17 protein-coding genes and 2 pseudogenes are annotated in these 21,575 nt (G+C 73.5%); 6 read left to right on the forward strand and 13 right to left on the reverse strand.

Features of this window, described 5'->3' with window-relative positions:
- Positions 1-28: 28 nt before the first annotated feature.
- Positions 29-766, reverse strand: a pseudogene (locus U5640_RS09310) (acyltransferase domain-containing protein); the annotation flags it as partial.
- A gap of 475 nt (positions 767-1,241) precedes the next feature.
- A pseudogene (locus tag U5640_RS09315) lies at positions 1,242-4,001 on the reverse strand (beta-ketoacyl synthase N-terminal-like domain-containing protein); the annotation flags it as partial.
- A gap of 337 nt (positions 4,002-4,338) precedes the next feature.
- On the opposite strand from U5640_RS09315, the gene prcB reads away from it, so the two are divergent.
- Entirely contained in the window at positions 4,339-5,184 is an 846-nt protein-coding gene (prcB, locus tag U5640_RS09320; RefSeq protein ID WP_340375322.1) for a proteasome subunit beta, read from the forward strand.
- A 61-nt stretch (positions 5,185-5,245) separates the two neighbouring features.
- Here the strand turns inward: prcB and U5640_RS09325 are convergent, their stop codons facing one another.
- From U5640_RS09325 to U5640_RS09375, 11 genes are all read right to left on the reverse strand, one after another.
- Positions 5,246-5,386 (reverse strand): hypothetical protein, encoded by a 141-nt coding sequence (locus tag U5640_RS09325; RefSeq protein WP_340375323.1) that lies wholly within the window; start codon positions 5,384-5,386, stop codon positions 5,246-5,248.
- Positions 5,387-5,414: 28 nt separating this feature from the next.
- Positions 5,415-6,623, reverse strand: a complete 1,209-nt coding sequence (locus U5640_RS09330) for a cytochrome P450 (RefSeq protein ID WP_340375324.1) — start codon at positions 6,621-6,623, stop codon at positions 5,415-5,417.
- A 1,036-nt stretch (positions 6,624-7,659) separates the two neighbouring features.
- Positions 7,660-8,502 carry a PhzF family phenazine biosynthesis protein gene (locus U5640_RS09335; protein ID WP_340375325.1) on the reverse strand — a complete coding sequence of 281 codons (843 nt, stop codon included), beginning with the start codon at positions 8,500-8,502 and terminating at the stop codon, positions 7,660-7,662.
- Positions 8,499-8,786, reverse strand: a complete 288-nt coding sequence (locus U5640_RS09340) for a DUF1330 domain-containing protein (RefSeq protein ID WP_340375326.1) — start codon at positions 8,784-8,786, stop codon at positions 8,499-8,501. The genes U5640_RS09335 and U5640_RS09340 overlap by 4 nt, the downstream gene beginning before the upstream one ends.
- A gap of 30 nt (positions 8,787-8,816) precedes the next feature.
- Positions 8,817-9,806 (reverse strand): ornithine cyclodeaminase family protein, encoded by a 990-nt coding sequence (locus U5640_RS09345; protein ID WP_340375327.1) that lies wholly within the window; start codon positions 9,804-9,806, stop codon positions 8,817-8,819.
- Positions 9,807-9,839: 33 nt separating this feature from the next.
- The gene (locus U5640_RS09350) at positions 9,840-10,457 is read right to left on the reverse strand and encodes a hypothetical protein (protein ID WP_340375328.1); all 618 of its coding nucleotides are present in this window, start codon (positions 10,455-10,457) and stop codon (positions 9,840-9,842) included.
- On the reverse strand, positions 10,454-11,449 hold the full coding sequence (locus tag U5640_RS09355; RefSeq protein ID WP_340375329.1) for an aminotransferase class IV: 996 nt from the start codon (positions 11,447-11,449) through the stop codon (positions 10,454-10,456). Before U5640_RS09355 ends, U5640_RS09350 begins: the two co-directional genes overlap by 4 nt.
- Complete coding sequence (locus U5640_RS09360; protein WP_340375330.1) at positions 11,449-12,861, reverse strand: AMP-binding protein; 1,413 nt, start codon at positions 12,859-12,861, stop codon at positions 11,449-11,451. The genes U5640_RS09355 and U5640_RS09360 overlap by 1 nt, the downstream gene beginning before the upstream one ends.
- A 176-nt stretch (positions 12,862-13,037) precedes the next feature.
- Positions 13,038-14,033 (reverse strand): beta-ketoacyl-ACP synthase III, encoded by a 996-nt coding sequence (locus U5640_RS09365; RefSeq protein WP_340375331.1) that lies wholly within the window; start codon positions 14,031-14,033, stop codon positions 13,038-13,040.
- Positions 14,033-15,802: a fatty acyl-AMP ligase gene (locus tag U5640_RS09370; protein ID WP_340375332.1), complete on the reverse strand. Its 1,770-nt coding sequence runs from the start codon at positions 15,800-15,802 to the stop codon at positions 14,033-14,035. Before U5640_RS09370 ends, U5640_RS09365 begins: the two co-directional genes overlap by 1 nt.
- 178 nt (positions 15,803-15,980) lie before the next feature.
- On the reverse strand, positions 15,981-17,006 hold the full coding sequence (locus tag U5640_RS09375; protein WP_340375333.1) for a LuxR C-terminal-related transcriptional regulator: 1,026 nt from the start codon (positions 17,004-17,006) through the stop codon (positions 15,981-15,983).
- 300 nt (positions 17,007-17,306) lie between these two features.
- Here U5640_RS09375 and U5640_RS09380 point away from each other — a divergent pair, with 300 nt between their 5' ends.
- The 5 genes from U5640_RS09380 to U5640_RS09400 all read left to right on the forward strand — a co-directional run bounded on the left by U5640_RS09380 (position 17,307) and on the right by U5640_RS09400 (position 21,569).
- The gene (locus tag U5640_RS09380) at positions 17,307-18,011 is read left to right on the forward strand and encodes a response regulator transcription factor (protein ID WP_340375334.1); all 705 of its coding nucleotides are present in this window, start codon (positions 17,307-17,309) and stop codon (positions 18,009-18,011) included.
- Positions 18,008-19,396 carry a HAMP domain-containing sensor histidine kinase gene (locus U5640_RS09385; protein ID WP_340375335.1) on the forward strand — a complete coding sequence of 463 codons (1,389 nt, stop codon included), beginning with the start codon at positions 18,008-18,010 and terminating at the stop codon, positions 19,394-19,396. The genes U5640_RS09380 and U5640_RS09385 overlap by 4 nt, the downstream gene beginning before the upstream one ends.
- A 135-nt stretch (positions 19,397-19,531) precedes the next feature.
- Positions 19,532-19,924 (forward strand): hypothetical protein, encoded by a 393-nt coding sequence (locus U5640_RS09390; RefSeq protein WP_340375336.1) that lies wholly within the window; start codon positions 19,532-19,534, stop codon positions 19,922-19,924.
- Positions 19,921-20,886, forward strand: a complete 966-nt coding sequence (locus U5640_RS09395; protein WP_340375337.1) for an FAD:protein FMN transferase — start codon at positions 19,921-19,923, stop codon at positions 20,884-20,886. The genes U5640_RS09390 and U5640_RS09395 overlap by 4 nt, the downstream gene beginning before the upstream one ends.
- On the forward strand, positions 20,883-21,569 hold the full coding sequence (locus tag U5640_RS09400) for a ferric reductase-like transmembrane domain-containing protein (protein ID WP_340375338.1): 687 nt from the start codon (positions 20,883-20,885) through the stop codon (positions 21,567-21,569). Before U5640_RS09395 ends, U5640_RS09400 begins: the two co-directional genes overlap by 4 nt.
- Positions 21,570-21,575: the final 6 nt, after the last annotated feature.

Below are 21,575 nucleotides of genomic sequence, written 5' to 3' on the forward strand. Positions count from 1 at the left end.
GGCCTATCTCGACGTAGGTGTCGATCCCGTCCTCGGCCAGCGCCGCGACGGCCGGGGCGAACCGGACCGGCTCGCGGAGGTTGCGCACCCAGTAGTCGGCGTCGACCCGCGGGTTCACCACTGCGTCGAGGGCGGTGGAGTGCAGCGGCACCCGGAAGGGCCGAGGGGTGATGTCCTTCAGCTCCGCCCGCAGGGCCGGCAGGACCGGTTCCATGAGCACGCTGTGTCCGGCTCGCTCCACGCGCAGCGCACGGCTGGACAGCCCGGCCCGCTTCAGGTCCGCCTCCAGGGCGCGGATCGCCTCCGGTGTACCGGAGAGGGCCACGCTGGTCGGGCTGTTGTAGGCCGCGACGGACACCTCGCCCTCGTAGCGGGCGAGACAGGCGGACAGCTCCGGCGACTGCTCGGCGACGATCATGGCGCCGGGGCCGACCTCGTGCTGGATGAGGCGGGAGCGGGCCACGGCGACACGGGCGCCGTCCGTCAGGGACAGCGCGCCGCCCACGCAGGCCGCGGCCACCTCGCCGAGACTGTGTCCGACGAGCGCGGCGGGCCGTACACCGAGGTCCGTCCAGAGCCGGGCGAGGGACACGTGCAGGGCGAACAGCACCGGCTGCTGGACGTCCCCCTCGTGCAGCCGCGACGTCTCGGCGGGCGCCAGGAGCTCCTCCAGCACGGACCAGCCGGCCACCTCGCGCACCGCGGCGTCGCACTCCTCCATGCCGGCGGCGAAACCGGCGTGCCGCTTCAGGAGTTCGCGTCCCATGCCCGGCCACTGGGTGGCGCTCCCCGAGAAGACGAACGCGACCCGCCGGTCGCCGCCGTCCGCGGTGGCGCCCCGCAGGACGGCGGGGTCGGGGTTCGCCCGTGGCGACCCGGGCGAGTTTGTCGAGGAGTTCCTGGCGTCCGCCCGCGAGGATCGCGACGCGGTGCCGGTGGTGGGTGCGCCGGGCCGCGAGGGTGTGGGCGAGGTCGGGGACGGCAAGGCCGGTGTCCCGCTCGACGTGCCGGGACAGCGCGCGGCAGGTGTCCAGCAGGGCGTCGGGCGAGTGGGCGGTCACGGGGACGAGGTGGGTGCCGGCGGGCTCGGGGTCGGGGACGGCGCGGGTGGGCGCCCCGCGCCGCACGGGCGTGACGTGCCGTCCCCGGTCGCCGACGAGGAACGAGTCGGCGGCGACGGTCAGTCCGGCGGCGTGCAGTTCCCCGAGGGAGGAGAGCAGGCTCCGGGCGTCGTCGGTGCCGCGGCGCATGGAGGGAAGGCAGATGACCGGCCGGTCGGCGAGGGTCTCGCGGACCGGTTTGAGCAGCACCGGGTGCGGGCTGATCTCGATCACCGCGTCGACGCCGTGGTCGGCCGTGGTCAGCAGGGCGTCGAGGAGCCGGCTCTCGCCGCGCACGTTGCGTGCCCAGTAGTCGGGGCCGACCTCCGTCCCGCCGGTGATCCGCTCGCCGGTGACGGTGGAGATCATGGGGATGGTGGGCTCGGCGGGTGTGATCCCGCTGAGCGCGGTCCGCAGCGGGGGCACGACCGCTTCGACGAGGGGTGAGTGCGCGGCGTATCCCATCCGGACCGGGTGGCTGGTCACGCCGTCGGCCGTGAGCCGTGCGGCGAGTTCCCTCAGCCGGTCGCTGTCGCCGGAGACCAGCACGGAGCCGGGGCTGTTGCGCCCGGCGAGGGTGACGTGGTCGGCCAGGGCCGCGAGGTGGGGTGCCAGGCGGGTGTCGTCGCAGTCCACCACCATCGCGTCGCCGAGACCGACGGCGTGGCGCTGGACGAGCCGCGCGTGGTGCACGGCCAGCCGGACGGCGTCGTCGAGGCCGAGCGCCCCGGCGACGTGGGCCGCGGCGAACTCGCCGATGCTCTGCCCGAGGACGACGTCGGGCACCACGCCCAGGGAGCGCCAGGCGTCCGCGAGGGCGATCTGCACGGCGAACAGGAGGGGTTGGACCACCTCCATGTCGTCGAGCCGGGCCTGGTCCGGACCCGCCAGCAGCTCGTCGAGGACGGAGAAGCCGGCCGCCTCCCGGACCGTTGCGTCGACGCGGGTCAGGGACGTGCGGAAGGCGGGCATCCCGGCCAGCAGCCGCCTGCCCATGCCGAGCCACTGGCTGCCGGTGCCGGAGAACAGGAACGCCACGCGGGGCGGGCGGGTGCCGGTCTCGCGGTGGACCAGTCCCGCGTGGTCGCGTCCGGCGGTGAACGCCGCCAGTTGCGCCCGCAGTTCGTCGCGGTCGGCAGCGGTCGCGGCCAGCCTGAAGGGGCCGGTGCCGCGGGTGTCGAGCGCCTCCCGGCACAGGGCGGGCAGGTGGGTGCCGGTGCCGTCCGCGAGGTCGGCGGCCAGTTCGGCGACCCGGTCGTCCAGCGCCTGACGGGAGTCCTCGCCGAGCAGCAGCAACGAGGACTCGGGCCGCGGCAACTCCTCCGTGACGACGTGGCAGTTGGTGCCGCCGAAGCCGAAGGCACTGACCCCGGCCCGGCGTCCGTCCGCTCTGCGGGGCCAGGGGGCGGTCCGGTCCTGGACGCGCAGCCCCGCCTCGGCGAAGGGGATGCGCGGGTTGGGGCTAGTGTAGTGCAGGCTGGCCGGAAGGACGCCGTTGCGCAGGGCCAGGGCCACCTTGACCAGGCCGGCGATGCCGGCCGCCGGTTCCAGGTGTCCCAGGTTCGTCTTCACCGAGCCGATCCGCAGGGGGTCGCCGGGGTCGCGTCCCTGGCCGAGGACGGTCCCGAGGGCCTTCGCCTCGATCGGGTCGCCGAGCGGGGTGCCCGTGCCGTGGCACTCGACGTAGTCCACCAGCTCCGGGGCGATGCCGGAGCGCCGGTAGGCGGTGCGCAGCAGTGCTTCCTGGGCGCGGGGGTTGGGGGCGGTGAGGCCGTTGCTCAGACCGTCGTTGTTGACGGCGCTGCCGCGGATGAGGCAGTACACGGGCAGTCCTCGTTCGAGGGCCGTCCGCAGCGGGGCGAGGACGACCACGGCCGCGCCCTCCGAGCGCACGGCACCGTCGGCGCGGGCGTCGAAGGCCTTGATACGGCCGTCGGACGAGAGCGCGCCGAGCCGGTCCATGGCCAGGAAGTGCTCGGTGAGGAAGCTCAGGTTGACCCCGCCGGCCAGGGCCAGTTCGCTCTCGCCGCCGCGGATCGACTGGCAGGCGAGGTGGACCGCGACCAGCGAGGACGAACAGGCCGTGTCGACGGCCATGCTGGGCCCCTGCAGGCCGAGCACGTAGGAGAGACGGCCCGCGATGATGCTGTCCTGCGTCCCGGTCGCGGTGTGCGGCCCGATGTCCTCCTGCGTTCCGGACCGGTGCGCCAGCGCGGCGTAGTCGCTCCAGCTCGATCCCATGAAGACGCCGGTGTCGCTCCCGGCGAGGCTGCGCGGCGCGATGCCGGCGTCCTCCAGTGCCTCCCAGCCGAGCTCCAGCACCAGCCGTTGCTGGGGGTCCATGGCGACGGCTTCGCGTGGGGAGATCCCGAAGAACAGGGGGTCGAACATGTCGATGTCGTCGAGGTGCCCGCCCCAGCGGAAGGTGGGCGCCACGCCGTCGGGGCCGATGCGCTCCCGGCGTACCGGGGGCACCACGTCGACGGCGTCCCGCCCCTCGACGAGCAGCCGCCAGTACGACTCCGGGTCCGGGGCTCCGGGAAAACGGCATCCGATGCCCACGAGGGCGACCGGTTCCTGCGGGTCGTACCCGCGCCGCGTCCGGCCCGTTCCCGTGTCCTCGTCCTGCGGGTCCCCGGCCAGGGCACGGCACAGCGCCTCGGGGGTCGGATGGTCCCACAGGGCGGTGACCGGGACCGGCCGGCCGAGGAACTCCGACAGCGCGGTGACGAGCTGGACGGCCTTCGCCGAGTCCAGGCCCGAGCTGTGCAACGGTGCCCGGTGGTCGAGCTCATGACGCGGGACATCGAGCAACTCGGCGAGCCGGGAGGAGAGGAAGTCCTTGGTCTCGTGGATATCACGCGCACCGGAATCAGCCGGCATATCTCTTCCTCCGCACATCGCAGGTACCGGAATCTGGTGGGGTCGAGATCACTTTCCACATCTTCGACGAGGGAAAGTCGGCCTTCAAACACACTTTTTCGATGTCCTGAAAAGGCTGAGGCGATGAACTGGCGCACCTCGACGAAATCGCTGCGGCACATCGGCTTTCTGGATACGGGCCGTCAGAACAGCGCCACTGACGCGGGGGTCACCGGTTCCGGCATGCCGCTCCCACGGACGGCGGGTGCTCCGTCAAGTGACCTGAAATGGCAGCAAGTTCCGTTCGCGATCGGAAAAATTCCCTCGTGCCTTCGTGTTAGCTTGCGGTGATCACCACTGGACCGAGGAGTGTGACATGGCACGAGGCGAGGGCATGGGCGGGCCGGTCGCGGATCTGTTCGCGGCCGGAAGTTCCTCCTTCATCGACTTCCTTCAGGCCCACCGGCCGGAACTGCTCGGCACGTCCGGGCTCCTGCCCGAGGGCGTCCGGGCCGCACCCGACCAGGTTCCGCACGGCACCACCGTATTAGCCCTGGTCTACCGGGACGGTGTGCTGATCGCGGGTGACCGCAGGGCCACGATGGGCCACATGATCTCGCAGCGCGACCTGGAGAAGGTGCACCCGGCGGACGACCACACGGCCCTCGCCTTCGCGGGCTCGGTGGGTCTCGCGCTGGACCTGGTGAAGCTGTACCAGGTCGAACTGACCCACTTCGAGAAGATCGAGGGCATCCCGATGACCCTCAACGCGAAGGCCACCCGGCTGGGCCACCTGGTCCGGCAGAACCTCGGCCAGGCCATGCAGGGCCTGGCGGTGGTGCCGCTGCTGGCGGGGTACGACCCGGAGACCGGCAAGGGCCGCGTCTTCGGCTACGACATCACCGGCGGGCGCTTCGAGCGGGAGGACTTCCACGCCGAGGGCTCCGGGTCCGTGTTCGCCCGGGGCGCGCTGAAGAAGCTGTACCGGCCGGGCATGTCACGGCGGGACGCGGCGCTGACCGCGCTCCAGTCGTTGTACGACGCGGCGGACGACGACTCGGCCACCGGCGGCCCGGATCTCAGCCGGCGGATCTACCCCATCCTCTCGGTGCTGACCGCGGACGGTTTCGAGCGGCTGCCCGAGCGGGAGACGGAGGATCTGGCACGGGAGATCGTCGACCAGCGTCACCGTCTGCCGAACGGTCCGGTCGCGGCGGTGTGAACGACGGCCGGGGGGCCGCCGGGCGCGCTGTGGCCCGGCGGCCCCCCGGCCGTCTTCGCGCTCAGCCTTCGTGAAGGGTGATCACCGCGCCGGGGCAGAGCATGGCGGCGTCCCGGACGGCGTCGTGGTACTCCTCCGGCGGCACCGCGTCCAGCAGCGTCACCCGCGCGTCGTCCTCTTCCTTGTCCATGTCGATCCTCATCGGCGCTGCTTCCTCTCGTTCTCGTGCGTCACCAGGTGACGGGGAGCCGCTGGACACTGAAGAACAGGGCGTTCTCGCGGAAGTCGATCTCCTCGAAGGGGACGGCCGGCCGCAGCCCCGGGAAGCGGTCGAACAGGGCGGGCAGGGCGAGCTGGAGCTGGGCGCGGGCCAGCGACTGGCCCAGGCAGTTGTGGATGCCGTGACCCCAGGCGAGGCTGTTGCGGCCCGCCCGGTCGCGGGTGAAGTCGAGCACGCCGGGCCGGTCGAAGACCCGGGGATCACGGTTGGCCGCGTTGAGGGCCATGATCACGCCTTCCCCGGCCCGGACCGTCTGTCCGCCGATCTCCAGGTCCGCGGTGGCGATCCGGCGCACCCCGGTGTGCAGTCCGGGCAGATAGCGCAGCAGTTCCTCGACGGCGGCGGGCACGAGGTCGGGCCTGGTGAGCAGGAGGCTCAGCCGGCCGGGGTCGCGCAGCAGGGCGAGGGTGCCGAGGGTGAGGCTGGTGGCGGTGGTGTCGTGGCCGGCGATGAGCAGCAGCGCGATCGCCCCGACGGCTTCCGCCTTCGACAGTTCACCGGTCCGCACCCGTGCGACGGCCAGTTCGCTCACCAGGTCGTCCCCGGGTTCGTCGGCCTTGGCGTCGATGAGGTCGCCGAGGTAGGCGAGCAGGCGCCCGTAGGCGGCGGCCACCTCGGCGCCCGGGAGACCGAGGTTCAGGATCTTCTTGGTGTTCTCCTGGAACACCTCCCGGTCGGAGAAGGGGACGCCGAGGAGTTCGCACATCGTCAGGGTGGGCAGCCGCAGGGCGAAGTCGTGGTACAGGTCGGCCGGTTGCGGCAGGGCGGCCATGTCGTCCAGCAGTTCCTCGACGGTCCTGCGGATGAGGGGCCTGAGCTTCTCGACGTTCTTCGGCATGAACGCCTTGGCCAGCATGCGGCGGATGCCGGTGTGCTCGGGCGGGTCGTACTGCGAGAAGGTGCCGGGCGGCATCGGGGGCTCGTCGGCGCGCAGGTGGGGGAAGCCGGGCAGGCCGCGGTCGGCGCTGAGCCGGCCGTCGGCCAGGGCGGCGCGGACGTCCTCGTGGCGGGTGACGAGCCAGGCGTACCCACCGCTCTCCACGGCGATCCTGCGCACGGGCTCCTCCTCCCGCCACCGGTCGAGCGCGGGCGGCAGGTCGAACGGGCAGCTGCCCTGGTCACCGGGATTGGGCAACGGGGCGAGGACGGTCTCGGTCATGGCGCTCTCCAGGCGGGGTGGGGATGGACGGGGGCGGCCGGTACTGCGGGGGCGGTGCCGCGGCGCGGGGCCGCGGCGCGGCCGGGGGGGCGGAGCTCCGGCGGCTGGGCCATGGGGACGGGGGCGCGGCGGCGGGCGCCACGGCGGCTGGGCCATGGGGACGGGGGCGCGGCGGCGGGCGCCACGGGGACGGAGCCCTGGCGGCCCGACCGCAGCAGCGGGACCACGGCGGCGCGACCAGGGGGCGGTACCACGGCGGCGCGGCCACGCGGACGCAGCCACGACGGCGGGGCCACGGGGACGGGGCCACTGCGGCGCGGCCACGGCAGCGGGGGCGCGGCAACTGGGCCCGGCGGGCGCAGCCACGGGGACGCAACCCCGGCGGCGCGGCCGCTGCGGCCGGGCCTCGGCGACGCGGCCACAGCAGCGGAGCCACGACGGCGCAACCCCGGCAGCGCGGCCACCGGGACGGGGCCACAGCGGCGCAGCCGCAACAGCGCAGCCACAGCAACCGGGCCCCGGCGGGCGCAGCCACGGAGACGGAGCCACGGCGGCTGGGCCTCGGCGGCGCCGACACGGGGACGCAACCACGACAGCGCGTCCGCAGCGGCCGGCCCCCGGCGCCGCAGCCGACGGGGACGCAACCCCGGCGGCGCAGCCACAGCAACCGGGCCCCGGCGGGCGCAGCCACGGAGACGGAGACGGAGAGGGAGCCACGGCGGCTGGGCCTCGGCGGCGCCGACACGGGGACGCAACCACGACAGCGCGTCCGCAGCGGCCGACCCCTGGCGGCGCAGCCGACGGGGACGCAACCCCGGCGGCGCAGCCACAGCAACCGGGCCCCGGCGGGCGCAGCCACGGAGACGGAGCCACGGCGGCTGGGCCTCGGCGGCGCCGACACGGGGACGCAACCACAACAGCGCGTCCGCAGCGGCCGGCCCCTGGCGGCGCAGCCGACGGGGACGCAACCCCGGCGGCGCGGCCACGGCAACCGGGCCCCGGCGGCGCACACACCGGGACGGAGTCGCGGCGGGTGTCACAGGTGCACGGTGCCGCGTACGCAGGTGACGCTCTCGCCGCCGACCCAGATGTCCTCGCCCTGGGTCTCCACACCGACCACACCGTGGCGTCCCAGGCGGGCGCCCTGGCCGGCGCGGTAGGCGGGCGGGGCGGTGCCGTCGCCGATCAGCCACTGGGCCAGGCCCGCGTGCAGGCTTCCGGTCACCGGATCCTCGCGCACCCCGGCCGGCAGGCCGAAGGCGCGGACCTCGAAGCTCAGCGGTGCGCCCGGCGGATGGGGGCCGACGACGCCGAGCATCAGGTGGCGCAGGTGGTGGTCGTCCGGTTCCAGGGCGAGGACCTCGGCCGCCGACGCGAGGCGTACGGCGGCCCAGCCGGGGCCGTTGTCGACCCACTGGTGGGCGACGATGCGCTCGCGGCCGACGCGCAGCGCCCGCGCGATCCGGTCGACGTGGTCGGCGTCCAGCGGGCCGGTGCGCCGCGGTCGAGGGGCCCGGAAGCCGAGCCCGGTGCCCGAACGCCGTACCGGAACCAGGCCGGCGCCGCACTCCTGGACGACCGTCCCGGGCGACCTCGGTACGCCGCCGGCCTCCAGCCAGGCGTGGGCGGTGCCCAGGGTGGGATGGCCGGCGAAGGGGATCTCCCCGCCCGGGGTGAAGATGCGCAGCGCGTAGTCGGCCTCGCCGGAGGAGGGCGGGACGACGAACGTCGTCTCGGAGAGGTTGGTCCACGCCGCGAGGCGGGCCATGTCCCGTTCGTCGACCCCGTCGCCGTCGAGGACGACCGCGACGGGATTGCCCAGGTAGCGGGTGTCCGAGAACACGTCGACCTGGGCGAAGGGACGCTCCCTGGGGCTCATTCGCCCTCCACGAGAACCAGGTCCATATGCGTGCCCGCGCGCAGCGGGACGATGGCCTGGTACTCGGGCGAGGTGTACCAGAGGCGGGCGAGGTGGGCCGTGGGGAACACCATCACCGACAGGTGCGTGGGGTTCCAGTCGCCTTCCAGCGTCTCGAACGCTCCGCCGCGGATCATGAATCCGCCGCCGTACAGTTCGAGGGTGCGGAGCACCTTCTCGCGGTACTCCGCCATGGCCCGCTCGTCGCCGATCACGCCGACGTTGCCGATCAGTAGTGCCGTCATGGGAAAGCTCGTCTCTCGGTCCTGGTCGGGTCAGCAGGTGAAGGCGGTCTCGGTGCCCACTCCGAGGCGCCGGGCGGCCCGTACGACGGCGAACCCGGAGGCGACGTCCTGGGCGGCCATGCCCAGCGACTTGTAGAGGGTGCGTTCCCCGGGGGCGGTACGGCCGGCGTGCTTGCCGAGCAGCACTTCGCCGATCTCCGGCAGGTGCCGGTCGGCGGGGACCAGTCCCGCCTCGACCGGGGAGGCGATCTCGGAGGACTCCCGCAGAGCGCCCTCCCTGCTGTCCACGAAGACGGAGCAGGCCGCGACGGCGGTCGCGTCGAGTTCGCGCCGGCCCGGCACGGAGGAGCCGACGGCGTTGACGTGGACGCCTTCGGCGAGGTCGGTCGCCCGTACGACGGGTTCGGTCGTGTCGACGGTCGTGCAGACCAGGTCGGCGCCGCGCAGCGCGTCGGCGGGGGTGTCCACGAGTTCGACGTCCACTCCGGTCCGGGTCCGCGCCCAGGTCACGAACGCGGCGGCCCGCTCGGCGCCGCGGTTCCACAGCCGGACCCGGCGCAGTGCGCGGATCTCGGCGAGCGCCAGCAGGTGGCCGCGGGCCTGGGCGCCGGCGCCGATCAGGGCGAGGTCCCCGGCGTCGGGCCGGGCCAGGGCGTCGGTCGCCACGGCGGACGCGGCGGCGGTGCGCAGCGCGGTGACCGCCGCGGCGTCCATCATGGCCAGCGGCCGGCCGGTCTGCGGGTCGAACACCACGACCACCCCCACGTGGGTCGGCAGGCCGCGCTCCGTGTTGCCGGGGACGTGCAGCACCGCCTTGAGGCCGTAGCCCGAGTCGGTCTCCCCGGTGACATGGCACGGCATGGCCGCGAGGAGCGAGGAGTCGTGGCCCGAGCCGAGCACCGTGCGCACCGGTTGGACGACGTCGCCCGCGCTGTAGCGGCGCATCACGTCGGCCACCACCCGGTACGCCTCGGCCGCCGGGAAGACCTGGCGCACCTGGTCGCCGTCGAGCAGCAGCATGTTTTCTCTCTCCTTCTGGGGTGTCCGGCGGCCTCAGACGACCGGACCGGTGGAGCCGGCCGGGCCGGCCTTGGTGAACACGGACCAGACCATGCGGATGGGCCGCTTGCCCGTGATGAACGTCAGGCCGTAGCGCTCGGCGGCGGGCACGGTGGTGAGGGCGAGGTCGGCGGTCCCGTCCTGGACGGCGAGCGCGGCGGCGCTGGTGGAGTCCGCGTACATCACCTTGTAGGTGGTGTGCCGGGCCGGCATGAGCTGGGCGATGATCGGTTCGGGCGAGGGGTGGCTGGCGACGGTCGGGGAGTCCGTGACGGGTACGGCCCCTTCGCGCGCGGCGATGCCGTAGAGCGGGGTGTCCATCACGAACACGTTGGTCAGTTCGAGGGCCGGGTCCATGTAGAAGTGGTGGACCGCCTTGTAGGCGTTGGCGACCACGACATGGGTCACCGCCTCCTCGCGCAGGGCGTCGGCGGCCTCCTCGTAGGTGTCGAACAGGTGGACGGCGGCGGGCGGGTCGCCGGCCACGGCGACCCGGTGCGCGAACCGGGCGGCGGCCACCTCGCTGCTCGTCCCGGTCGGGCCCAAGGTGCCCACGGAGACGACGTCGTCCGAGCCGGGACGCAGGAGGGTGTCGAAGCTGAGGAGCGTCATCCTTGTTTCCCTGTGGTCGGCGTTGCATGGGAGGAGACGGGCGTGAGCCACTCCGGACGGGCTCCGCCCGGGGAAGTCACGGCCTCGGTGTACAGCTCGCGGACCCGGGTCGTGACCGGGCCGACGGCGCCCGTCCCCACGTCCCTGCCGGAGAGGGAGATCACGGGGACCACCCCGTTCCCGGTGGAGGAGAGGAACACCTCGTCGGCGGTGAAGAGGTCCGCGGGACGCAGCACCCGTTCCCGGACCTCCGTGCCGGCCTCCCGGCAGAGGGTGATGAGGGTGTCCCTGGTGATGCCGGGCAGGAGGTCGCCGGTGTCGGGCGGGGTGACCAGAGTCCCGCCGACGACGGCGAAGACGTTGGCGGTGGTCGCCTCGGCGACGTTTCCCGAGCGGTCCAGGAGGATGGCGTCGTCGTAGCCTGACGCCCGTGCCTCGTCGGCGGCGAGGGCGGTGGTGGCGTAGCCGCCGGTGATCTTGGCCTGGGCGGGCAGGCTGTCGCCGGCCGGGCGCCGCCAGCCGCTGAGGACGCAGCGCACTCCGCCCGCGGCTCTGCTCTGGGGGAAGCCGAAGGTGGTGATGGACAGCGCGTCGGAGACGCCGTGCAGCGAGACGCCCGGCGGGGTGCCCGGCAGCAGGGAGAGCTTGTACGCCACGGGCCGCACGTAGGCGTCGGTGTCGTGGGCGTTGCGCCGCAGCAGTTCGACGGTGAGGTCGACGAGTTCGCCGGCGTCGTGCCGGATGCCGGTGATGCGCAGGAGCCGGCAGGCGCGCAGCAGGCGTCGGTAGTGGTCGTGCGCCCGGAACAGGAAGACGCCGGCGTCCGAGCGGTGGGCGCGGATTCCCTCGAAGGCGCCCGTCCCGTAGTGCAGGCCCTGGGTCGACAGCGGCAGTCGTGGGGCGGTGGCCGGGACGAACTCGCCCCGGTCGTACGCCCATGCACCCAGTCCGAGTGCCGGACGGATGAGGGTCGCGCTGTCCTGGGGCGCCATCAGACCCTCGTCGCGGCGATGCGCACGGCCGAGGCGTGCTCGTCCGAGGACGTGGTGCGCAGGTCGACCACCCGGGCGGCCTTCCAGCTGACCATCGCCCCGGTGCTGGTGATGGGGCCGGGGGTGCCGAAACCGACGGTGAGGGGGGTGCCGAGCGTCGCCCGGCAGTCCTCGACGGCCGCTTCGATGGCGCCGCTCTGCCGGTCGGGGTCGGCGAGCAGGGTGAGCGCGAGCCGGTCGGTGCCGTCGTCGTCGCGGTCCACGGTGACCTGGTAGTCCTGGTAGCGGAACCGGCGCAGCAGCAGGTCCTCGAGGTCGTAGCCGTTGACGGTCCGGCCGTTGAGGAGCAGCCGGTCGCCCACCCGGCCGACCGCTTGCAGCGAGGGCGCGGGCACTGCCGCGTCCGGCGCGGGGTCGGTCATCCTGACGAGGTCGCCGGTGCGGTACCTGACGAGCGGCTTGGCGCCGGTGTAGAGGTTCGTCACGACGAGTTCGCCGTAGCGGACGCCGTCGGGGTCGGGCTCCACCGGTTCGAGGGTCTCGGGGTCGATCACCTCGTAGTGGTTGATCAGCGGGGCGGTGCGCAGCGCGCCGTCCGAGGCGGCGGCCCCCAGCACGGACGCCTCCTGCGAGGCGTAGAGGGCGTTGCGCGCCTCGGCGCCCCAGAGCGCGCCGATGTTCTCCAGGAGGCTGGGGGACATCAGTTCGCCGGTGAGCATCAGGACGCGGACGGAGAAGTCGCGACGGGGGTCCAGGCCCGCCTCGGTGGCCTTCTGGGCGAGCCGCATGGCCATGCCGGGGGTGCAGAACAGCCCGGTCACCGACAGCAACCGCATGACCTCCAGGGCGCGGTCGAACCCGATCACGGGAGAGTGCGGCCACATCTTGGCCACCGCGTGGCCGAGATTGCGGCAGACGTCGCCGAAGGTGTCACCGGTGGCGTGCAGTTCGGTCGGTCCCAGGACTCCGATGACCTGCTGGTCGCCATGGGCGGCCAGGACGTCGTGGTAGTACGCCGTCAGGACGGTGTTGTTGTGGATGGAGTCCTCGTTGGTGCGCGGACACGGTGTCGCCGCGCCGGTCGTCCCGGTGGTCTCGTAGAAGATCCACGCCTTGGAGACGGGCTGGGAGAGGATGTCGAACTGAGCTTTTCTCAGGTCGTCCTTGGTCGTGAAGGGAATGCTGCGCAAGTCGTCCACGCGCAGCGCGGAGACCTGTTCCTCGGTGATTCCTGCTAATTTTCGCCGGTAGAAGGGGGAGTTGACGCGAACATATTCGACGGTTTCGCGCAGTTTGCGGTTCTGGTGGCCCGCCAGTTTTTCCGCATCCCATTCTCCGGCCATGAACTCCGCGAACTGGTCGCGCAGCCCGGCGGTGAGCGCGGCGGACTCGGGGTCGTATTGCGTGAACACTAGGGCTTCCAATCAGACGGGCCCGCCTCGGTGAAGGGCGAAACGTGGAAGGTCCTGATGGACTGATCGTGCCGAGGTCACCAACGCTTTTCAATCGCGCTTTTCCGATGGCCTGGATCGAGATGTCAGATGGGAGGGGCGGAGCGGTCCGCCCCTTCCGGTGCCCGGGGCCGGGATCAGGGCAGGGCCACCACCTGGGCGGCGCAGGTGAGTCCCGCGCCGAAGCCCACGAGCAGCGCCGGATCGCCGCGGGAGAGCCCGCCCTGGGCGAGCACGGCGTCCATGGCCAGCGGGATCGAGGCCGCCGAGGTGTTCCCGGCCCGTACGACGTCCCTGGCCACCACGGTGTGCGGGGCGAGGCCGAGCGACCGGGCGGCGGAGTCCACGATCCGGGCGTTGGCCTGGTGGGGGATGAAGGCGGCGAGGTCCGCGACGTCGAGCCCCGCCGCGTCGAGCGCCCGGCGGGAGATCTCCGGGATCGTGCCGGTCGCCCAGCGGAACACCTCCGGGCCGGCCATTCTGAGGGTCGGCCACGGTCCGGACCCGTCACGGGTGTCCAGCCAGGAGCGGTCGTGGGCGATCATCCGGTGCTGGTTCCCGTCGGACGCCCAGACGACCGGGCCGAGGCCGGGGGTCTCGGACGGGCCCACGACGACGGCACCGGCGCCGTCGCCGAAGAGGAACGCGCTGCCCCGGTCCGCCGGATCGACGATGTCGCTCATCCGCTCCGAGCCGATGACCACGACGAACCGGGCGTCGCCCGCGCGCACGACGGAACCGGCCAGCGCCAGCCCGTAGGAGAAGCCCGAACAGGCCGCGCCGACGTCCACGGCCGCCGCGTCGGTCCCCAGCAGGTGGGCGATGCGCGGGGCGGCGGCCGGCGACTGCTCCAGCGAGGACATCGTGGCCAGCAGGACGAGGCCCACGTCCCGCGGGTCGGTGCCGGCCTGGGCCAGCGCCTTGCGGGCCGCCTCCGTCCCCATGGTGACGACGGTCTCGTCGGGGCCGGCGAAGTGCCGGGTGACGATGCCGGAGCGCCGGCGGATCCACTCGTCGCTCGAATCGATGCGCGCGCAGATCTCGTCGTTGGTCACGACCCGCGACGGCCGGTAGGCGCCGGTGCCCTGGATCCTCGCGTGGGCGGGACCGGCGGTGGCACGAAGGCGCGCCATCACGCCTCCCGGGCGGACGGGACCAGGCGGGTCAGGGCGCCGTCCTGGTAGAGCGAGCGGCACGCCTGCCGCTGCACCTTGCCGCTGGAGGTCTTCGGCAGCTTGCCGCGGCGTACGACGACGACGTCGTCCGGTGTGATGCGCTGTTCCGCCCGTACCGCTTCGCGTACGCGCTCCCTCAGCGTCTCGGCGTCCAGGGCGCCCAGGACCCGCCCGTCGGCCTCGACGACCACGACCAGCCGTTCGCGCTCCCCGTCGTCGAGCGAGAAGGCGGCCGCACCGTTGGGCTGCAGCCCCGGCACGGAGCGCTCGGCGGACAGTTCGATGTCCTGCGGGTAGTGGTTGCGGCCCCTGCGGACGATGACGTCCTTCATCCGGCCGGTGAGGTACAGGTCGCCGTCGTACAGGAAGCCGAGGTCTCCGGTGCGCAGGTGCGGGACCGCGGCGTCGTCGTGGTCGTCGGCGACGCGGGCACGGAACGTCTCCTCGCTGAGGGCGGGGCGGCCCCAGTAGCCGTCCGCGACGCACGGGCCGGAGATCCAGACCTCCCCGACCTGGCCCGGCGGCCGGGACCGCCGGGTGACGGGGTCCACGATGCGTACCCGCGTGCCCGCCACGGGGCGCCCGCTGCCGACCACCGGAACGGCACGGTCGGCGCGCTCCCCGACGGGCTGGGCCCTGCCCTCGCGGAGCGCCTCGGCGGACAGCCACAGCACCGCGGGTTCGCGATCCGCCCGGGTGCCGGTGGCCTTGAGCGTGTTCTCCGCGAGCCCGTAGCCGGGACACATGGCCGACGGGTCGAAGCCGTGGGGCGCGAAGGTGTCGGTGAAGGCCCGGACCGTGCTCCACCGCACGGGCTCGGCTCCGTTGGCGGCCACCCGCCAGCTCGACAGGTCGCCCACACCGGCGGTCATGCCGTTCTCCGCGGCCCGCACGCACAGTTCGTAGGCGAAGCTCGGGGCGGCCGAGTGGGTGCCGCGGAACCTGGATATCGCCTCCAGCCAGCGGGCGGGACGGCGGACGAAGGACTCGGGGGCCATCAGGTACGAGGGAATGCCGGCCCACAGCGGCAGGACGACGCCGAAGAGCATCCCCATGTCGTGGAAGAGCGGGAGCCAGTTGACGACGGTCCCGCGGGGCTCGCACGGCCAGAGCGCGTCGGTCTCGACCGCGTTGGCGAGGAAGTTGGCGTGGCTGACCATGACGCCCTTGGGGTGCCCGGTGGAACCGGACGTGTACTGGAGCAGCGCGATGTCCCGGGGGTCCGGTAAGCGTTCCGGCGCACCGCCGTCCCCGGTGCGGAGCAGGTCCGGGTCGTCGGTGGCCACGAGGTCGAGCCCGTCGAGGGCGGGCAGGTCGCCGAAGCGTTCGCGCAGGTCGCGCAGGGCCTCGGACGTCGTCAGGACGGTCGCGGTACCGGCGTCGTCGGCGATCCGGCGCAGCCGCTCGACCTCGGCGCGACGACGGGGCGGCTGGACGGGGGCGCCCACCACCCGGCCGTACATGCAGCCGAGCAGCGTCCGCACGAACTCCAGGCCGGAGGGGTACATGAGGACGGCGCTTCGGCCCGTGAGCCCCGTGGCGGTGAGCGCCGCGGCCCGGCGGCAGGCCGCCTCGTGGAGTTCCCGGTAGGTCAGCGACTCCTCGGCGTCCTCGCCGTCCTTCAGGAAGACATAAGCGGTCCTGTGCGGCTGTCGCTCGCTGCGGTACCGCAGGGCATCGGGAAGAGTAAGGAAATCGGCATGTGGTTCCGGCCTTGCCGTGGTCACGTTTCAGAACTCCCTGGGCGATCAGAACGCTGTCTCCGTACCGGTGCGCTTACGAAGAAAAGCGTCTTGGGTCCTCCTGCACCCAGGATTCCGATGCCTTGCGCGGTTTTCAAACACACTTTTCCGATACCGCGGATTGAGTTCTCTGATCTGGCGAGCGAACGTCATGAAAGGCAGTTCAGATCAGGCCCCCACGGGCGCGGGCCGCGAGGACCCCGGCCTGAAACCTGCTTTCCGCACCCAGTTGTTTCATGATGTCGGCGATATGCCGGCGCGTCGTCCTCAGGGACATGCCGACGCGTCGGGCAATGGCCTCGTCCTTCAGCCCGGCCGCCAGCAACTGGAGGATACTGCCGTCGAGTTCCTTGGCCACCTGCCCCAAGTCGGCCGCCGTCGCGCCCGTGAGGGGCGTGGCCCGCGTCCAGAGCATTTCGAAGACCTTCCGCAGGTAGGCGACGACGGAGGGCTCGCTGATGCAGACGGCTCCGTCCTCGTCGTCCGCCATCGGGATGAACGCCATCCTGGTGCGGTCGAACAGAACGAGGCGTCCCACGAGTTCGTGCGCGGTGCGGTATTCGGCGCCCCGGGAGACGGCCTCGTCCATGTACGCGAGACTGGGGCCGTTGAAACGGGCCGTGTGGTGGTAGAGCGTGCGCATGGTGACACCACGTGACAGGAGGGCGTGGTCACGCGCTCTGGCCTCCTCCAGCGCCTCGGGCGCGCGGTTGCCGCCGGGCTGCATGGTCAGCATCTCCTGACGGCACTCGGCCGCGGCCCGGGTGAGGGCGGCACGCACCTCGTCGAGGTCGGGTATGACCTTGAAGGGCTGGCAGCGGTTGCCACTGGGATCCAGTAGCCTGGCGGGGTTCAGAAACCTTTCTCTCAACCGGGTGAAGTCCGAGGTCAACCGGTCCAGTTTCTCCTGCTCGCGGCGGATCGTGTGGTGCAGCGGGAGAACGTGGCGGACCGATGCGACGTCGGGATCGACCGCCCGGGCGCGCAGCCTGTTGCTCGGGTCCACACGGATCAGCCCCAGCAGGATCAGCCGCTCGAACGCCTTGACGACCTCCTTCTGATCCACTCCCAGGTCCTCGGCGGCCTGACCGTCGTCGAAGTAGCCTCTCTCCAGGACCCACCCGTATAAGTCATACATGTGCTCGTCCAGGATCGAATCACTGCTGCTGATCGTCACGTTCTGGTCCACGAGAGCTCCTAGGTTCCAGTCCCCGCGGCATGACCGTACCCGAGGGTCTACACGTGTAGGCCACCGACCAGTGGATCTCGGCCGCGACGCGGCTTGAACTGGATGCACCGGTCAAAACGTCCGCCGACGGCCTCCGCAGGGCCGACAGGCCGTCAGGAAGAATTCAGGGTCCGTTCCCGGAGTGGACGCGCGCGAACGGGAGGGCCGAACGGCCCCTGCCGCCGCGGGCCGGCGGGAGCGCAGGCTGGGAAGGGGGACGACGCGGTCGGTCCCGGCCCGTCCGGAAGGCGGGTGAGGCGTATGGATGCTGAGGCCACCGGTGCGGCCGAGGAGACCCGGGTGCTGGTCGTGGAGGACGACCGGGGTATCGCGGAGTCCCTGGTGCGCGGGCTGCGGCAGGCCGGCTACGCCGTCGAGGACGTCCGCAGCGGCACCGCCGCCCTGGCGGCCGCCTCCCCCGATGTCGTCCTGCTGGATCTGGGGCTGCCGGACATCGACGGTGTCGAGGTGTGCCGGAGGCTGCGTGCCCGCTCCGACGCCGCGATCATCGCGGTGACGGCGCGGGGTGAGGAGGCGGACCGGGTGGTGGCCCTGGACGAGGGGGCCGACGACTACCTGGTCAAGCCGTTCGGGCTGGCCGAGTTGCTGGCGAGGATGCGTGCGGTGCTGCGTCGTCGGCGCCCGGCCGGGCCGGAGGTCGTCCGGCACGGTGCGCTCGCCCTCGACCTGCGCACCCGGCAGGTGTCGGTGCACGGACGCGCGGTGGCGCTGACGCCGAAGGAGTTCGGCATCCTGGAGTGCCTGTCCGCCGATCCGGGCCGGGTCGTGAGCCGGCAGCAGATCCTGGAGCGGGCCTGGGACGCCCACTGGTACGGACCGACGAAGGTGCTGGACGTCCACATCGCGGCCCTGCGCCGCAAGCTCGGCGTGCCGGGGCTGATCGAGACGGTCTACGGGCACGGCTTCCGGCTCGGGCCGGGCCAGGCGCCACCGGAGCAGTCGTGAGCCGCCGGATCACCTGGACGCTCGTGGCCCTGACCTCGGTGCTGCTGGTGCTGGCGGTGGTGCCGCTGGCGGTGTCGCTGACGGCACGCGAGCGCGTCGCCTACCGCGACAGCCAGCGCGCGGCCACCCGGGTGATCGCCGCGGCGGCCGAGGAGCACCTCTCCGACGGCAAGGCAGCCACCACCCTGCGCACGGAGCTGGCCGCCGCGGCCCGGGCCGGTGACTGCGCCGCCGTGTACGACGCCTCCGTACGTCTGGTGGCCAGTACGCCGTGCGCGGCGGCGCAGGGCGAGGAGGCGGAGGAGTTGGTGGAGGACGTGCTGCGCGGGCGCGAGCCGGAGCCTCCGGACAGCGAGGGGCGTCTGCTGGCCGCGGAACCGGCCGGTGACGTGCGCGAGCCCGCCGGAGCGGTGGTCCTCGCCCGTTCCTCGGGTCCGCTCGATGCCCGGATCGCGGCGATCTGGGGCTGGTCCGCCGCGATCGGGGTCGCGGGGCTGGCCGCCTCCGTGCTGCTGTCCGTGCGCCTCGCCCGCTGGGTGAGCCGGCCCTTGTCCACGCTGGACGCGTCGGCCCGGCGGCTGGGCGAGGGCGCCCTCGACGAGCGGGCGGACGTCCGGGCGGGTCCGCCGGAGGTGCGCCGGCTCGCCGCCACCTTCAACACGATGGCGGCGCGTACGGAAGCCCTGGTGCACGGTCATCGGGCCGTGGTCGCGGACGTGTCCCACCAGCTGCGCACCCCGCTGGCCGCGCTGCGGCTGCGCCTCGACGTGCTGGCGGCCGGCGCGGACCGGGCCACGGCGGTGGAGCTGGCCTCCGCCCAGGAGGAGATCTCGCGGCTGTCGCGGCTGGTGGACGGGCTCCTGGCGGTCGCGCGCGCCGAGCAGGCCGTCCCCCGCCCGACCGCCGTACGGGTCGACGAGGTGGTGGCCGACCGGGTGGCCGCGTGGACGCCCGTCGCCGAGGAGCGCGGTGTTCTGCTGGCCGCCGGGCCGGGCGGGACGGCACCGACCGTCGCCCTGGGGGCGGGGCATCTGGAGCAGATCCTCGACAACCTGATCGCCAACGCCGTGGACGCCGCGCGGTCCGGCGGGAGCATCCGTGTCGACCACCGCGTGACCGGGGCCGCCGCGCGGGTGCGTGTGCGGGACGACGGTCCCGGGATGACGGCGGAGGCGAAGGCGGTCGCCTTCCGCCGGTTCGGCAACCCGGAGGCCGGCGGGACGGGGCTCGGACTCGCCATCGTCCACCGGCTGGTCACCGTCAACGGCGGCACGGTGCGGCTGGAGGACACCCCCGGTGGCGGGCTGACTGTCGTACTGGACCTGCCCCGGTGGCCGGACCGCGAAGGGAAGCGGGAGAAGCGGGCCGGTGGGCCGAGATCCTGACCGGGTCTGAGATCTTTACCGGGTCTGAGATCTTTACCGGATCTGAAGAGGACGTGAGCAGGTTCCCCAGAACCGTGAGCGGAGCCTGGAGGTGTACGCGGCCGATCCGGCCGCTGACCCTCCAGGAGCCCCGCCATGGCATCCTCGCCCGACGACATCCCCCCGACGCCGCCGCCCGGTTCCCCGCTCGCGCGCGATCACGGCCTGCGCCGCAGCCGTCGTCTGACCCGGTGGGCCGCCGTCACCGCCGTGGCCGGCGCCGCGGCCCTGGGCAGCGTCTACACCCACCTGCTGCCAGGGAGTACCGCCTCGCCCGCACCGGCCGTCACGCCGTCCGCGCCGCACCCCGCGGGGTCCTCCTCCGCGCCCGCCGCGGGAGGAACCGAGGAACACGACGAAGGGGACGACCGGCACGCGGACGACGAGGGCGAGGGCGGGGCACCTGCCGCACGGCCTGTGCCGCAGCCCCCGGCACAGGCACCGGCGCCCACGCAGCAGCGGCCGCACACCACGACGGGGGCGTCATGACCGCGCGCACGCAGGCCTCCTCCCCCGCCCGGGTCGACTTTCCCGCCCTGGGCACCACGGCCACCCTGCTCGTCACCGACCCGGACGCCCTGCCGGACGCGGAGGAGATCCTGCGCACCGAACTGCGGGCCGTCGACCTGACCTGCAGCCGCTTCCGGCCGGACTCCGAACTCACCCGGGTCAACCTCGGCGCAGGCGTTCCGACGACCGTGAGCGCACCCTTCGCCGACGCGCTCCGGGCCGCCCTGCGGGCAGCCCGCATCACGGGCGGTGCCGTGGACCCGACCGTCGGCAGCGCGGTGATCGCGCTCGGCTACGACCGCACGTTCGCCTCCGTCCGTCCCGACGACGCCCGCCCGGTGCCCGTCGCGCGCCCCGCGCCCGGCTGGCGGGCCGTCCGCTGGGATCCGCGCACCCGGCGGCTGTGTCTGCCCGCGCGCACCCGCCTCGACCTGGGCGCCACCGCCAAGGCGCTCACCTCCGACCGGGCCGCTCGGCGGGCCGCCTCCGCGACCGGCTGCGGGGTCCTGGTCGGTCTCGGCGGCGACCTGGCCGTGGCCGGGACGGCACCGGAGGGCGGCTGGCGGATCGCCCTGGCCGAGGACCACGCACAGCCCGTCACCGAGCCGGGCCCCGCCGTCGCCGTGACCGGCGGCGCGCTGGCGACCTCCGGCATCCGGGTGCGTGCCTGGCGGCGTGGCGGCCGCACCCTGCACCACATCGTCGACCCGGCGACCGGCGAACCGGCCGCGGCGGTCTGGCGCACGGTCACCGTCGCCGCCGCCACCTGCGTGGACGCCAACACGGCCAGTACGGCGGCCGTGGTGCTGGGCGAGCGGGCGGTGCCCTGGCTGCGCTCCACCGGCCTCCCCGCCCGCCTGGTCGGCCTCGACGGCACCGTCGTACGCCTCGGCGGCTGGCCGCCCGACTTCCCGGCCACCGGCCTCGGAGGTGCGCGATGACGGCCCTCGCCCTGACCGGCAGCCCCCTGTGGTACGCGGGCCGCGCGGGCGGCACCCTCGCGCTGATCCTGCTCACGGCCACGGTGGTGCTCGGGATCGCCTCCGGCGGACGGGCCGCACCACGCCGGATCGGCCGGTTCGAGATCGGGCTGCTGCACCGCGACCTGTCCCTGCTCACCCTGGTGTTCCTCACCGTGCACGTGGTGACGGTGGTGCTCGATCCGTTCGCGCACCTGGGGTGGGCGGTGTCGGTGGTCCCGTTCGGGGCGTCGTACCGTCCGCTCTGGCTCGGGCTCGGCACGGCCGCGGTCGATCTGCTGCTCGCCGTGCTGGTCACCAGCGCACTGCGGGTCCGCCTCGGGGTGCGGCGCTGGAAGGCGGTGCACCGGCTGGCCTACGCCGCCTGGCCGCTCGCCCTCTTCCACGCCGCCGGAACGGGGACCGACACCCGTCTCCCCCTCCAGCTGTGGCTCTACGCCGGATGCCTGGCGTCGGTCGTCGCCGCCGTGTGGTGGCGGCTGGCGAAGGCCGGCCCGGGGCGGCTGACCGGGCGCCTCGTGGCCGCCGCGGCCGCGACCGCCGTACCGGTGGCGCTGACCGTGTTCCTGGCCGCCGGACCGCTGCAGCCCGGCTGGTCCGCGCGGGCCGCCACCGCGACGCTGCTGCTCGGGGGTGGACGGTGAACACCT

Origin of the sequence: Streptomyces sp. SS7 (assembly GCF_037993025.1) — a bacterium.
GTDB lineage: Bacteria > Actinomycetota > Actinomycetes > Streptomycetales > Streptomycetaceae > Streptomyces.

Coding starts and splice junctions, on each gene's coding strand:
- U5640_RS09330 (WP_340375324.1), bottom strand. CDS start 6,623: ATGACCGAGACCGTCCTCGCCCCGTTGCCCAATCCCGGTGACCAGGGC.
- U5640_RS09390 (WP_340375336.1), top strand. CDS start 19,532: ATGGCATCCTCGCCCGACGACATCCCCCCGACGCCGCCGCCCGGTTCC.
- U5640_RS09340 (WP_340375326.1), bottom strand. CDS start 8,786: ATGACGGCACTACTGATCGGCAACGTCGGCGTGATCGGCGACGAGCGG.
- U5640_RS09335 (WP_340375325.1), bottom strand. CDS start 8,502: ATGAGCCCCAGGGAGCGTCCCTTCGCCCAGGTCGACGTGTTCTCGGAC.
- prcB (WP_340375322.1), top strand. CDS start 4,339: ATGGCACGAGGCGAGGGCATGGGCGGGCCGGTCGCGGATCTGTTCGCG.
- U5640_RS09355 (WP_340375329.1), bottom strand. CDS start 11,449: ATGGCGCCCCAGGACAGCGCGACCCTCATCCGTCCGGCACTCGGACTG.
- U5640_RS09350 (WP_340375328.1), bottom strand. CDS start 10,457: ATGACGCTCCTCAGCTTCGACACCCTCCTGCGTCCCGGCTCGGACGAC.
- U5640_RS09400 (WP_340375338.1), top strand. CDS start 20,883: ATGACGGCCCTCGCCCTGACCGGCAGCCCCCTGTGGTACGCGGGCCGC.
- U5640_RS09325 (WP_340375323.1), bottom strand. CDS start 5,386: ATGAGGATCGACATGGACAAGGAAGAGGACGACGCGCGGGTGACGCTG.
- U5640_RS09395 (WP_340375337.1), top strand. CDS start 19,921: ATGACCGCGCGCACGCAGGCCTCCTCCCCCGCCCGGGTCGACTTTCCC.
- U5640_RS09380 (WP_340375334.1), top strand. CDS start 17,307: ATGGATGCTGAGGCCACCGGTGCGGCCGAGGAGACCCGGGTGCTGGTC.
- U5640_RS09345 (WP_340375327.1), bottom strand. CDS start 9,806: ATGCTGCTGCTCGACGGCGACCAGGTGCGCCAGGTCTTCCCGGCGGCC.
- U5640_RS09365 (WP_340375331.1), bottom strand. CDS start 14,033: ATGGCGCGCCTTCGTGCCACCGCCGGTCCCGCCCACGCGAGGATCCAG.